This window comes from Streptomyces sp. NBC_01478 (assembly GCF_036227225.1).
Lineage (GTDB): Bacteria > Actinomycetota > Actinomycetes > Streptomycetales > Streptomycetaceae > Streptomyces.
Genome location: NZ_CP109444.1, coordinates 7397215 through 7409893 on the forward strand (window position 1 = coordinate 7397215; position 12679 = coordinate 7409893).

Here is a 12679-nt window from a genome sequence, read left to right on the forward strand (position 1 = left end):
GAGGAGCGTGTGACCGTCAACCGGTCTCCGTGTCGGCCTTGTTCCGGTTGCCCTGCACCGCGAGCACCACCAGCCCGACCGCCAACCAGATCGCGCCCACCACCTGTGCGGTACCGGACGCCTCCACGATCACCGCGACGGTGATCGCCGCTCCCAGCACCGGCACCAGGACGTGCCGCCACCACACCACCGGCCCTCCCCGGCGCCGTACCGCGAACCAGCCCACCACGCTCGCGTGCAGCAGCGTGAACGCGGTCAGGGCGCCGATGTCGACGACCGACACCAGGTGGTCGAGTCCGTCGTCGCGGCGGGCCGCCCAGACCGCGGCGATCAGCGTGATGACGGCCGCAGCGAGCAGCGCGACCCGGGGTACTCCGTCGTCGGTCTTCGACAGGGCGCGCGGGAGGCGTCGGTCGCGGGCCATCGCGAACACCAGGCGGCCCGCCGCGGCCTGCCCGACGAGCGCCGCGAAGGCCGCGCCGATGGCCTTGCTGACGGCCACCAGGTTGTGCAGCCAGTCGCCGACCGAGACGTCGACCGCGTCGTAGAACGCCGATCCCTGCTTCCCCGCGTCGGCGGCGAGCTGTGCGGAGGTCGTCGGCTCCAGGAGGGCGACCAGGTACGTCTGGGCGATGAACAGGACTCCGGCGAGCGCGAGGCAGAACAGCAGTGCCCTGGCGACCTTCTCGGAGCCGCCGGTGACCTCCTCCGCGAAGGTCGCGACCGCGTCGAAGCCCAGGTAGGAGAGCACGGCGACCGAGACCGCGCCGATCACCGCCGACAGTGCGAACGCGCCCTGTGTGCCGTCCCCGGAGAGCGGTGACAGCCAGCCCCGCTCGGCGCCGTCCCGCGCGAGGACGACGATCGCCGACACGACGAAGATCACCAGGACCACGATCTCCATCGCGAGCACCAGGAAGCCCACGCGCGCGGCGGCCCGTACTCCCCAGAGGTTGAGGCAGGTAGTGAGGACGACCGCCAGCGCGGTCCACACCCACCGGGAGACGTCCGGGACCAGCGCGTTCATGGCGATCCCGGAGAAGAGGTAGGCGACCGCGGGGATCAGGACGTAGTCCAGCATCGCCATCCAGCCGGCGATGAACCCGGCCTCCCTGCCGAGCCCCACGCGCGCGTAGGCGAACACCGAGCCCGCCTGAGGGACGACCCGCACCATCTGCGCGTAGCTGAACGCGGTGAACGCCATCGCGACGGTCGCCACGATGTACACGAGCGCGACCGCGCCGTGCGACTTGGCGTCCAGGGTGCCGAACACGCCGACCGGCGCCATCGGGGCGATGAACAGCAGCCCGTAGACGACGAGATCCCGGAATCCGAGACTCCGCCGCAGCCGGGGTCCCCCGCCGGCCGTGGCCGTCGCGTCCGCATCGGCGCCCGTACCCGTGTCGGCCATCTCGCGTCTCCCGTACGTTGTGTCCGGCCCCGTCCCTCCCACTCCACGGCCAGTCTCCCGAACGACGCGATCTTTGACCCGTCGAGCGCGGCCTTACGATGGGACGCATGACTGCTTCGTCTGGCCGCCGTGTCCTGCTCGCCGCCCCCCGGGGCTACTGCGCGGGTGTGGACCGCGCCGTGATCGCCGTCGAGAAAGCCCTGGAGCAGTACGGGGCTCCGATCTATGTCCGGCACGAGATCGTGCACAACAAGTACGTCGTCCAGACCCTGGAGAAGAAGGGGGCCATCTTCGTCGAGCGGACCGAGGAGGTCCCCGAGGGGAACATCGTGATGTTCTCCGCGCACGGCGTCGCGCCCGTCGTCCACGACGAGGCCAAGCAGGGCCGGCTCGCCACCATCGACGCGACCTGCCCCCTGGTGACCAAGGTCCACAAAGAAGCCGTCCGTTTCGCCAACGACGACTTCGACATCCTCCTCATCGGCCACGAGGGCCACGAGGAGGTCATCGGCACCTCCGGAGAGGCCCCCGACCACATCACCCTGGTCGACGGCCCGTCCGACGTCGCCAAGGTCGAGGTCCGCGACCCGTCCCGGGTGGTCTGGCTCTCCCAGACGACCCTCTCCGTGGACGAGACCATGGAGACCGTCGACGCCCTGAAGGAGAAGTTCCCGCAGCTCATCTCCCCGCCCAGCGACGACATCTGCTACGCCACGCAGAACCGCCAGCTCGCCGTGAAGCAGATGGGCGAGGAGGCCGAGCTGGTGATCGTGGTCGGCTCGAAGAACTCCTCCAACTCCGTACGGCTCGTCGAGGTCGCCAAGCTGGCCGGCGCCCGCGCCGCGTACCTGGTGGACTTCGCCGACGAGATCGAGGAGGCCTGGCTGGAGGGCGTGACCACGGTCGGCGTGACCTCGGGCGCCTCCGTACCGGAGATCCTGGTCGAGCAGGTGCTGGAGTGGCTGTCCGCGCGCGACTACGAGGACGTCGAGCTGGTCAAGGCGGCCGAGGAGTCCATCACGTTCTCGCTGCCCAAGGAACTCCGCCGCGACCTGCGCGAAGAGGCGGCCGCACTGGTCGCCGAGCGCACGGGTGCGGACCGTTCGACCCCCTCCGGGCAGTGACTGTCAGTCGTTCGTCGTAGCGTGGATCCATGCAGATCTTCGGCGTGGACATCGGTGGATCCGGGATCAAGGGCGCCCCTGTGGACCTGGACAAGGGCGAATTGACCCAAGAGCGGTGCAAGGTGCTGACCCCGCACCCGGCGACACCGGACGGAGTGGCCGACGGCGTGAAGGAAGTCGTCGACCACTTCGGCTGGACGGGACCGGTCGGGCTCACGTTTCCAGGTGTGGTGACCGGCGGGGCCACGATCCGTACGGCGGCGAACGTCGACAAGAGCTGGATCGACACGGACGCGGGAGCGCTGTTCAGCGACAGACTCGGCGGCCTCCCGGTGACCGTCGTCAACGACGCGGACGCGGCGGGCGTCGCCGAGATGCACTTCGGCGCCGGGCGCGACCGCAAGGGCACGGTGATCCTGCTGACCTTCGGCACGGGCATCGGCAGCGCCCTCTTCGTCAACGGCGTCCTCGTCCCGAACACGGAGCTGGGCCACCTTGAGCTGAACGGCCACGACGCCGAGAAGAAGGCGTCCAGCAAGGCCAAGGAGGACGGCGAGCTGACCTGGGAGCACTGGGCCAACCGGGTCCAGAAGTACCTCGCCCACGTCGAGATGCTGTTCTCGCCCGAGCTGTTCATCATCGGCGGCGGAGTCAGCCGTAAGGCCGACAAGTTCCTGCACTTCATCGAGGACATCAAGGCCGAGATCGTGCCGGCGCAGTTGCAGAACAACGCGGGGATCGTGGGGGCGGCGATGCATGCGGCGGGGGACGACTAGGGGTGGGGTCGGGGGCGGCTACGGGGGCGGCGGCTAGGGCCGGTTGCCGGGCTGTCGGCTTCGGCGGACGTGTGTGGAGGGGCGGCGGCGCTGGTTGCCGGGCGCGGGGGCTTGTGCGGGCGGGCGTGGGTCCGGCCTGTGTGGGTTTGGGCGGATCGGTCGGCGCGGCATGTCCGGCGGACCGCGTGTTCGGCGGATCAGTCACCGGCCCGGGACTGCCCCCGGGACTGCCCCCGGCACTGACCTCGAGACCGACCACAGGACTGCCCGCCTCCGCAACCGACCTCCCTGCCCCCGGGACCGGCGCCGGAACTGGCCCGGGAAGTCACGCGCGCATGAACCGGCCCCGGAAGTCACGCGCGCGTGAACCGCCGCCCCCGGAAGTCACCCGCGCCGCCGACGCTTCAGCAGGCGGATCCGGCGGACCGTCGCGATGAGGCCCGCGACGAGCGTCCCGCCGTACAGCCAGCCGGCCTGTGTGGCGAGGCCGGTGAAGAGGCCGACCAGGCGGTTGGCGAGGCCGCCGCTGCCCTCGGCCACCGGGAACAGGCCGACGGCGAAGGCGATCGGCACGACGACCGGCGCGGTCAGCAGGTCGCCCCGCCGGATCCAGAGCGCGGTCAGCACGCACACCGGCAGGAACAGCACGCCGTACACGGTCAGCGATGCCCCGAACAGCAACTGGTCGACGCACCCGAGCACGAACATCACCGCCGCGCAGAACAGACCGCCGCCGAGCCCGGTGAGCCGGGGGTTCGGCAGTTGCCGTACGGTCTGGGCCGCCGCGGGGCCCGGGTGTCGTACGGCCGCCGGACGGCGCTGTGCGGTGCCGCGGGCCTGCGGGTTCGGGCGGGTCGTGCGGGCCGGGCCGCCGTTCGGGCCCCGGCCCGCCTGCGGGGGCAGGGGCGGGGCCCCGCGTCTTGCGCCGGGCTGTGGGGGTCGTGTCCTGTGTTGCTCCACTGGACCAACTTAGGTCGGTTTATGTGCCGAATAGGTCCCGGGACACGCCGATGAGCAGAGCTTGGCCAGGTGTTCGACGCGAAGCCGGGACGGGGCGGGTCACGCCGTAGACTGGTGGATCGGCCCCGGGAGCCAGTCCCCGTAGGTCCCCTCCATCGCTCTCACGCCTCTCACGTACGGGAAGTCGCAACGTGTCGCTCACGATCGGAATCGTCGGTCTGCCGAATGTCGGCAAGTCGACCCTGTTCAACGCCCTGACCAAGAACGACGTGCTCGCGGCCAACTACCCGTTCGCCACGATCGAGCCCAACGTCGGCGTGGTCGGTGTCCCCGACGCGCGCCTGACGAAACTGGCCGAGATCTTCTCCTCGCAGAAGATCCTCCCGGCGACGGTCGACTTCGTCGACATCGCGGGCATCGTGAAGGGCGCGTCGGAGGGCGAGGGCCTGGGCAACAAGTTCCTCGCGAACATCCGTGAGTCCGACGCGATCTGCCAGGTCATCCGCGCCTTCAAGGACGAGAACGTCGTCCACGTCGACGGCAAGGTCTCGCCCAAGGACGACATCGAGACGATCAACACCGAGCTGATCCTCGCCGACCTCCAGACCATCGAGAAGGTCCTGCCGCGCCTCCAGCGGGAGTCGCGCATCAAGAAGGACATCGGCCCGAAGGTCGCGGCGGTCGAGGCGGCGCAGGAGATCCTGGAGAAGGGCGACACGCTCTTCTCGCAGGGCATCGTCCAGGGCTCCGGCAACGAGGAACTCCTCCACGACCTGCACCTGTTGACGACCAAGCCCTTCCTCTACGTCTTCAACGTCGACGAGGACGAGCTGGTGGACGAGGACTTCAAGACCGAGCAGCGCGCCCTGGTCGCCCCCGCCGAGGCGATCTTCCTCAACGCCAAGCTGGAGGCGGACCTCGCCGAGCTCGACGAGGAGGAAGCGATGGAGCTCCTGGAGTCGGTTGGCGTCGAGGAGCCCGGCATGACGACCCTGGCCCGCGTCGGCTTCGACACCCTCGGCCTCCAGACCTACCTCACGGCAGGCCCCAAGGAATCCCGAGCCTGGACCATCAAGAAGGGCGCCACCGCCCCCGAGGCCGCCGGCGTCATCCACACCGACTTCCAGAAGGGCTTCATCAAGGCGGAGGTCATCTCCTTCGCCGACCTGGTGGAGACCGGCTCGGTGGCGGAGGCCCGCGCCAAGGGGAAGGCGCGGATGGAGGGCAAGGAGTATGTGATGCAGGACGGGGATGTTGTGGAGTTCCGGTTCAACGTGTAGCGGCTGACTTATCACCACGTCGCTGATCTGGCAAACGTGCAGGTCAGGAAGGTCCCGACTCTTCGGAGTCGGGACCTTAGTTTTCTCCCGTGCTGGGATGGTGCTGGGATAGCTGACCCCTCGTCACCTGTCGTCATCCCTGGTCATCCGTACCGTGCTGGGATTGTGCTGGGATGGGATGGGAACGCCCGTGCTGGGTTTCGGGCGCTGGGCTGCCCGATGCGAGGGGTGGCGAGAGAGGCTCCGTCCACACGCCCTCTTCATGACTCCGGGGCTCCGCGCAGATCGTGGCGCTTTTCCTACTCGTTTGACACACTCGGGGTATGGGTGAGACGACGTACAGCATCGGGGAAGGGCCGGCGACGCGGGTGAGCCTGTCGCTGCCCGAAGGGACCGCGGAGGCGATCCGGGCGCGGGTAGGCAAGCGGGAGTTCTCCGCGTTCATCGCTGAGGCGGTCGAGCGTGAGCTGCGCGGGCAGGTCCTCGACGAGTATCTGGCGGACTACGAGAACCGCAAGGGGCCGGTCTCCGAGCAGGCCCGGCAGCGGGCACGGCAGGTCTTCGACGAGGTGTTCGCCGAGGAGGGCCAGTGGCCCGCCGCAAGCTGAGTCACGAGGGGACGCTGGTCCTCGACAGTGAGGGGCTCTCGAAGCTGCTCGCCGACGACGAGCAGGTGGTGGCTCTGGTCGCTGAGGCGCGCTCGCGCGGCATGGAGGTCGTGGTCTGCGCGCTCACCATCATCGAGGCCGTGCATGCCCGTACGAACAAGGCGCGACTGAACTGGCTGCTCTCGGGGCTGCGCGTGGTTCCGGTGGGTGACGAGGAGGCGAGGGCGGCCTCGAAGCTGCTGATGGATGCCAGCCTGCACGGGCACAAGTACGCCATCGATGCGGCGGTCGCCGAGGCGGCACTGCGACAGCATCGCCCCGTGGTCATGCTGACTTCCGATATCGACGACATGGTCAAGCTCTGCGGCGATCGGGTCCGGCTCGTGGCGGTGTGATTTCCCCTGGTCCGCGGTGCGAAAGGGCAGTGCCCGATAGGGCGAGGCGAGTTCCAGGGGCGAGGTTGCAGATCGTCGCTTGCTGCCTTTCGACGGGTGCTCAGGGCGTGGCGGTGGAACTACAAGTATTCGGCGGATCCCCGGTTTCGGTAACCGGCGATCCGCCGCTATGTTGCTGCGGGGAGATGGGGCTGCGGAGGTTCCGGATTTGCCGACTCTTCGTGAGATTCCGTAGGTCGTGGGCGGAGCCAAGGCTCAGTAAGAGCGGGGGCCGTAAGGGCTCCAGTGGCCGAGGAAGGGCTTGAGGTCGTCGCCGCTGGGCTTCTGCGGCGTGGGCAGCTTCGGTGCCGAGGCGGACTCGGTGAGGTGTTTGAGGTGCGCGTCCGCGAACGCGAGCCACGCCTCAATCTCGGTCCGCTCCTGCCCGGGTGGCAGTGATGTGGCGTGGTCGCGTACTGCTGCGACGTATTCGGACAGGCGGCTGGCCCGGTGCCAGGCATCTGCCTGCTCTTCGAGGTGTTTGACGCGATAGGTGTGGGCGTATACGGCGCGGGCTTCCTGTATGGCGGCTTCCCAGCGCCTCTGCTGTGCTTCTCTGGCTTGCTGGTCTGCAAGGCGTTTACGTTCCGCGGCTTCGCCACGAAGGCCGACCTCTTGTGCGATCTCGGCAAGTTGGTCTTCCAGCGGCCGGCCGGGGAGGTCGGCCCATTCGCTGGCGCGGTGCGGACTGCCGCCGCGGAGCATGAAACGCAGGCGACAGGAGGGGGTGTAGTCGAAGCGGGCGATGCGCATCCATGAGTACTTCTTGGCGTCGGCGAGTTCTTTGTCGGTGGGGACGTGTTCGCTGCGGTCCTGTTCTTGAAGGACGAGGAATCCGACACTTTCGCCTTGTGCGGTGATGGTGAAGTGCGGTGGTGCCTTGCGGCGCCGATGGGGCGGGGCGCGCCCTGTGTGGCTCCGAGTGCCGCCTTATGGCCTTGTGCTTCGGTGGCGGTGATGAGGGTCTGGATGATGCGCAGGGCTCGGCCCTGGAGGGGTTTGGTCAGGCCCATGGGCTGTGGCTGCTTTTGGAGGGCGGCCACGACGGCATGGGGTTTGGTGAGCCTGGCCGGCACAGGGAGCGGGGTGAGTTCCGCGAGGCGCCAGGCAGGGATGTCGACCAGCTTGATTTCGTAGCCGCGGTGGGTGCGGTATCCGTGGAGTTCCTGTGTGTGGGGGATCTTGCCGGACTTGCGGGCGGCGTTGACCCGTGACGCCCAATTCGCTGCGTGCCGGCCAGATTCGATGGGCTTGATTAGGCAGCCGTCGTTCGCGGCGGCCAGTTCTTCGAGTAGTTGGTCCGCGTAGTTCGTACGGGCCTTCGGCACGGCTCTGGGGCGCGGCGATGTCGGCTTTCGGGCGGGCCGTTCCGGTGGTCGGGTGCTCTGCTCCACGGGGTGGATGCCGCGTTCGGTGAGACGCAGCCGCCCTTTCTCGGTGAGGTGGGCGCTCCAATGCCCGCGGTGTTTGGTGATTTTGATGAACCCTCGGTTCTGCAGGGCCTGTCCGCTGGTCTTGTACGTGCTGTCCGGCCAGACTCCGTCGGGACACCCCTGGCCCACCCATTCGAGCACGGCCTGCTGCCGCTCATTGAGGGCCTGGTGCATGTGGTCCCCCTGCGATTCCTAGCTGCGCTGCCTCGGAGACAATGCCCACCGCTTCCAGGGGAATTCCGGACGACCTGAGAGAGCCTTCGATCGGATGAGACCTGGCGTATGGCGCGTTTACAGCGAGAAAAGCTCTTCCTGGTAGTTCTCGACGACGCCGTGCCGCGGATAGAAGAGGCCGAGCAGCATGAACGTCCTGGGTCGCTTGGCCAGGTTGCCGACGAAGCAGTGGACGACGTGGTCCGGTGCGAACATCCGGGTGAACCAGCGCTCCCGCAGCTGTTCCTCCACCCCCTGTTGCCCGTACTGGCGCAGGTATTTGCGGTAGGACTCGCCGGCCTCCCAGTCCCGGAGGGCCATGTCGTGACCGGTGCAGTCGGAGTCGTCGCAGCGGAGGCGGTAGCGAAACTCCAACGGTACCCACTCCAGTTGGCGCAGGTCCTGGTCGAGGAGATCCATCTGATCGGCCAGGGCGGCCTTGGAGACAGGCCAGGGCTCGGCGGGCTCAAGGCGGAAGTCGACGGTGTGCGCCGCTGGTCGGAAGAGGCCGAGCGACGTGCCGTGCTTCTCCTGGTCTCGTTTGATGGCACACAGCGATGGGGCGATCAGCGGGCGGAGGATCGAATAGCGCTCGCGCCAGCCGTCGCTCGTGCCGATCCTGTCGATGACCTTGAGGGTGTCCGGGTTCGGGCGCAGGCTCTCGGGCCGGCGGTCCTGGTGATGGCGGCGTACGTCGACCTCGATGATCGTGTACTTGGTGAACTGGCTCTCCTGGCTCAGGAGCCGGAAGGGCACAGGGAAGAGGCGGACGTGCTCGGGAGTGCCGCGGTCGAGGCGTATGCCAGCGACGCAGCTGGTCTCGCGGTACTTCGTGGACAGTTCCGGATACGTCTTGACCGTGATCAGTATTCGTGCGCGCTCCCACGCTCCTGCCATACCCCACCCCCGGTCCGCTGCTTCTGGACCAGATTGGAAGTGAGGTAGTTGGCACGCGCAAGAGTGCCGTCGAGGAGAGGAGTTGAAGTCAGGCCAAGGGGCTGACGGGTAGTGACATGCGCTTGCGCAGGGTCTCCAGGACGACGTGGCGGTGGCAGCGCTGTTGGTCTCTCTCAAAGCACAGCACGGCGACCCGCTCCTGAGCTGCGTGTTCTGCGAGTTCATCGAGTTCGGCCTGGGCCGCGTCGGAGCTCAGCAGGCTGCGGAAACGTGCGCGGCCCTCGCTGATGCGTCCTTCCCAGAAGGGGGCCCGGTTGTCCTTCGGGTTCCCCAGGGCGCGCAGGTGGGTGTAGGCGATGCCGGCCTCGTTGAGGGCGTGTGTGAGGCGGGTCTTGCTGAATCCGGGCTTGCGGCTGATGGGGGTCAGGCGGACGTCGGCGACCGTGCTGATCTGGGCAGAGAGGAGGGAAGCGATGAAGGATTCGATGTCCCGCCCCTCGTATCCGGCGGACCACAGCCCAGGGTCTGCCGTCTGGGTCTGGCGGAACAGGTCGTCGAGGGAGACGCCGAGTGCGGCAGTGAGTGCACCAACGGTGAAGAAACCTGGCTGAATTGGTCCCCCGTCCTCCAGTTGCTTCAGAGTGGCGAGCTGAATGCCTGCCTCTTTCGCAAGGCGTTCTGGAGTCCAGGCGTGTTCCTCACGTAGCGCCCTGACGTGGGCAGCGAGCGTCCGGTTCGGGGCGGGTGAGGGAAGAGTTAAGGGGCGTTCGGCCATGAACCGGGATCCTAACTTCCGCCGGAATCTCACAGCTAATTTTCCGCTCGGGCCTGCGCATGTCGTTCGCGTGAGCGGATACCGAAGGCTGAGGTGGCTTCAACCTGGCTGCTCGTGTCCGCGTGCACCGAGGGTGTTGCTGCGTAGATCAGCGAGTCGGGAAGAGCAGTCGACCGAGGTCTTCGCGGAGCCGCTCTTTGAGTTCACTGGGATGGCTGGTGTGTTCATCGGCGATCCGGATGGTGTGGACGCCGCAGCGCGCCCAGTGCCGGTCGCGATCCTCGTCGTCGGCCTTGCGGGTTCGGCCGTAGTGGTGTGGTCCATCGACCTCGATGATGACGGCTCGGCCGTTTCCCAGAACGGTGAAGGCCGGGCTGCGCACGCCGGCATCCCGCAGTTTGGCGGAGGCCAGCGGCAGGATCGCGATGCCGCTTTGGGTGGGGCGCTCGCGTTGGAGGTCTTGGAGGACCTGGTAGACGGCGAGTTCGGCCCGACTTGCGAACACGAGGTCGTCCGCAGTCGGGTATCCCTGGTTGCTTCGCCTTTCGCGGCGAGCCTGGTTGGTCGGACTGCTTCCTTGATACCGCCAGTCCTGCGTGATCTCCGGGAGCGGGAGCAGCGCGGCTTCGACCACGAGGGACTGCACGTCCCCGCGCCCCATCTGCTTGAGCACGGCCCCTAGCCTTTGCCAAATCGCCTCGGTCATGGCCGTCGTGAACTCCGATACGAGCGCGCGGTCCACGGTGAGGACGGCCTCGTAAGTGGCATCCGTCCAATTGTCGTTGGGCATCGGATGGAAGTACCCACCGTCGTGGCGCAGGGTGAGTTTCGCCGAGCGGACGAGGTCCCGAGCCAACCCTTCGCCGTCGTCGTCGAGCAGATGGTGGGTCTGTCCGAGGACGAGATCGAGCTTGAGGGCGTCGTCGTCCCTGAGCGGCAATGGGATCGTCGGAGTGGCGGCGCTCTCCGGGAACGGCGCATAGACAGGCCGCCCGGACATGAAGTCTCGGGGGCGCAGGGCCCAGCCATCCGCTGCCAGAAGCCGGTTCAGCTCATCGACGCGCCTGGCCGCCTCGTCGGTGTCGGGGCGCACCTCGGGATGTACCAGCCGTGCGAGGAATGCCAGCAGCACCTCGTCCGGGCCATCGAGGAGCCCAAACCGCGGGTCCTCGAAGACCCAATCGTCCTCCCAGTCGTAGTTGTTGAACCGGTGCTGGATGATGTCGGTGCGGGCGGTCGGGTGGCGCGAGTCGGTTGATGGGAGGGCGTCCAGGTCGTACAGGCCGCCCAGGAAGGCGACTTCGTCCAGGCGTCCCCACCAGCCGCCCTCCGCAGCGCGTAGCAAGTCGAAGACATCGCGCCGTGTCACCTTGCCCGCTGCACGGGCGAGCGGGCGCCCGCCTGGAGAGCGGCACATTGGAATCGCGCGCTTCCATAGACTGGTTGTACTCGGGCCAGGTTGTGTTCCGGGGCGGCGGTTGCAGGTCGTGTGGGGAAAGCGGGGGCGCTGTGGAGCCACTGAGGGACGACGATCCGAGGGCGATCGGGGGCTTCACGCTCGTGTGCCGGATCGGGTCCGGCGGTATGGGCCAGGTGTTTCTCGGTGAATCCGCAGCGGGGCATCAGGCTGCTGTGAAGGTCATCAAGCCTTCCGTTCTCGATGAGGACTCCCGTGCCCGCTTCGTGTCCGAGGTGGACAGCCTGCGCACCGTGTACGGCCCGTTCGTCGCGGCCTTCGTGGGGGCTGACGCGGACGCCGAACAGCCGTGGCTCGCGGTGGAGTACGTCCCCGGTCCGGATTTGCGCACCCTCGTCGCCGGGCAGGGTCCGCTCCAACTCGCCGAGACGGCCAGCCTCGGGGCGCTGCTGGCGGAGGGTCTCGGCACGGTGCATGACGCGGGTCTGCTCCACCGTGACCTGAAGCCGCAGAACATCCTGCTGTCCCCGTACGGACCCAAGATGATCGACTTCGGTCTCGCCGTGCTCGCGGAGCGTCGCACCACCCTGACGGCGACCGGTTTCGTCGTTGGCAGTGTGCTGTGCATGCCACCTGAGCAGGCCCGGGGCGAGCCGCGGTTGGACCGGTCGGCCGACGTATACGCGCTGGGCGCGGTGCTGCTGTTCGCCGCGACCGGTCACTACCCCTACGAGGGGCCGACCTGGCAGGCCGTCGCGCTGCGGATCGAAGACCCGACGACCCCTCCTGACCTGACGGCCCTCCCACCGGAGCTGGGCCCTCTGATCACGGACATGCTCGCGCCGGACCCCGGTTCCCGGCCGGCTCTGGCCGAGGTCACCAAGCGGCTGGTGCGGATCATCCACGACCTGGGACTGACCGCCCTCCAGGCCAAGCGCCGCCTCACCGAGCTGGCCCCCGAAATCATCGTCCCGCAGCTCCCGGCATCGGCGCTCGGGCCCGAGCCTGTAGCCGATGTGCTCACCTACACACCCGCCATCGTCGACCCGGCGGCAGAGGAGCGGGACGACGAACCGGGCGCGGAATCCGGAGACGTCCCCATGACCCTCCCCCTCGCCTTCACGCCGGACATCGTTCCCGCACCGGACGGGAGCCCGTCCCGAAGCCGTGGGAGCACTGGCGTCCGACTCTCGACCCCCCTCCAGATCGCTGAGCGGATCCGCGCAGGGTACGCGCGGGAGGCGCGTTTCTGAGCCGCGCCGGTTCGCGTAGACGATGCCAGTACGAGCCCTTCCTCCACCGTGACAGACTTGCGGTCGCCGGACTGCTGGACGGCAGGACCAGGCGATCG

At 68.1% G+C, this 12679-nt stretch carries 12 protein-coding genes; 6 read left to right on the forward strand and 6 right to left on the reverse strand.

What is annotated here, in order from left to right; genetic code table 11:
- Positions 1-16: 16 nt before the first annotated feature.
- The gene (locus tag OG223_RS33685) at positions 17-1411 is read right to left on the reverse strand and encodes an APC family permease (protein ID WP_329256627.1); all 1395 of its coding nucleotides are present in this window, start codon (positions 1409-1411) and stop codon (positions 17-19) included.
- Between the two features lie 98 nt (positions 1412-1509).
- Between OG223_RS33685 and OG223_RS33690 the strand changes: the two genes are divergently transcribed.
- Positions 1510-2535, forward strand: a complete 1026-nt coding sequence (locus OG223_RS33690; RefSeq protein ID WP_329256629.1) for a 4-hydroxy-3-methylbut-2-enyl diphosphate reductase — start codon at positions 1510-1512, stop codon at positions 2533-2535.
- Positions 2536-2564: 29 nt separating this feature from the next.
- Positions 2565-3311: a polyphosphate--glucose phosphotransferase gene (gene ppgK / locus OG223_RS33695; RefSeq protein WP_329256631.1), complete on the forward strand. Its 747-nt coding sequence runs from the start codon at positions 2565-2567 to the stop codon at positions 3309-3311.
- Positions 3312-3695: 384 nt separating this feature from the next.
- Here ppgK and OG223_RS33700 read toward each other — a convergent pair whose 3' ends face one another.
- On the reverse strand, positions 3696-4271 hold the full coding sequence (locus OG223_RS33700; RefSeq protein WP_329256633.1) for a DUF6542 domain-containing protein: 576 nt from the start codon (positions 4269-4271) through the stop codon (positions 3696-3698).
- Between the two features lie 191 nt (positions 4272-4462).
- On the opposite strand from OG223_RS33700, the gene ychF reads away from it, so the two are divergent.
- The 3 genes from ychF (at position 4463) to OG223_RS33715 (ending at position 6554) form a co-directional block, all read left to right on the forward strand.
- Entirely contained in the window at positions 4463-5551 is a 1089-nt protein-coding gene (ychF, locus tag OG223_RS33705) for a redox-regulated ATPase YchF (protein WP_329256635.1), read from the forward strand.
- A gap of 323 nt (positions 5552-5874) precedes the next feature.
- Complete coding sequence (locus OG223_RS33710) at positions 5875-6159, forward strand: hypothetical protein (RefSeq protein WP_329256637.1); 285 nt, start codon at positions 5875-5877, stop codon at positions 6157-6159.
- Complete coding sequence (locus OG223_RS33715; protein ID WP_329256639.1) at positions 6141-6554, forward strand: DNA-binding protein; 414 nt, start codon at positions 6141-6143, stop codon at positions 6552-6554. Before OG223_RS33710 ends, OG223_RS33715 begins: the two co-directional genes overlap by 19 nt.
- Before the next feature lie 255 nt (positions 6555-6809).
- Here the strand turns inward: OG223_RS33715 and OG223_RS33720 are convergent, their stop codons facing one another.
- The 4 genes from OG223_RS33720 to OG223_RS33735 form a co-directional block, all read right to left on the reverse strand.
- The gene (locus OG223_RS33720; RefSeq protein ID WP_329256641.1) at positions 6810-7346 is read right to left on the reverse strand and encodes a hypothetical protein; all 537 of its coding nucleotides are present in this window, start codon (positions 7344-7346) and stop codon (positions 6810-6812) included.
- Positions 7347-8317: 971 nt separating this feature from the next.
- On the reverse strand, positions 8318-9136 hold the full coding sequence (locus OG223_RS33725) for a hypothetical protein (RefSeq protein ID WP_329256643.1): 819 nt from the start codon (positions 9134-9136) through the stop codon (positions 8318-8320).
- Positions 9137-9224: 88 nt separating this feature from the next.
- Entirely contained in the window at positions 9225-9911 is a 687-nt protein-coding gene (locus tag OG223_RS33730) for a DUF488 family protein, N3 subclade (RefSeq protein WP_329256644.1), read from the reverse strand.
- Between the two features lie 148 nt (positions 9912-10059).
- The gene (locus tag OG223_RS33735; RefSeq protein ID WP_329256646.1) at positions 10060-11280 is read right to left on the reverse strand and encodes a hypothetical protein; all 1221 of its coding nucleotides are present in this window, start codon (positions 11278-11280) and stop codon (positions 10060-10062) included.
- Between the two features lie 140 nt (positions 11281-11420).
- On the opposite strand from OG223_RS33735, the gene OG223_RS33740 reads away from it, so the two are divergent.
- Positions 11421-12581, forward strand: a complete 1161-nt coding sequence (locus OG223_RS33740; protein WP_329256648.1) for a serine/threonine-protein kinase — start codon at positions 11421-11423, stop codon at positions 12579-12581.
- The last annotated feature ends 98 nt before the right edge of the window (positions 12582-12679 follow it).

Excerpts from the sequence above, each read along its gene's own strand:
- OG223_RS33685 (WP_329256627.1), bottom strand. The coding sequence starts at position 1,411 with ATGGCCGACACGGGTACGGGCGCCGATGCGGACGCGACGGCCACGGCC.
- OG223_RS33690 (WP_329256629.1), top strand. The coding sequence starts at position 1,510 with ATGGGACGCATGACTGCTTCGTCTGGCCGCCGTGTCCTGCTCGCCGCC.
- ppgK (WP_329256631.1), top strand. The coding sequence starts at position 2,565 with ATGCAGATCTTCGGCGTGGACATCGGTGGATCCGGGATCAAGGGCGCC.
- OG223_RS33710 (WP_329256637.1), top strand. The coding sequence starts at position 5,875 with ATGGGTGAGACGACGTACAGCATCGGGGAAGGGCCGGCGACGCGGGTG.
- OG223_RS33720 (WP_329256641.1), bottom strand. The coding sequence starts at position 7,346 with ATGCGCATCGCCCGCTTCGACTACACCCCCTCCTGTCGCCTGCGTTTC.
- OG223_RS33725 (WP_329256643.1), bottom strand. The coding sequence starts at position 9,136 with ATGGCAGGAGCGTGGGAGCGCGCACGAATACTGATCACGGTCAAGACG.
- OG223_RS33730 (WP_329256644.1), bottom strand. The coding sequence starts at position 9,911 with ATGGCCGAACGCCCCTTAACTCTTCCCTCACCCGCCCCGAACCGGACG.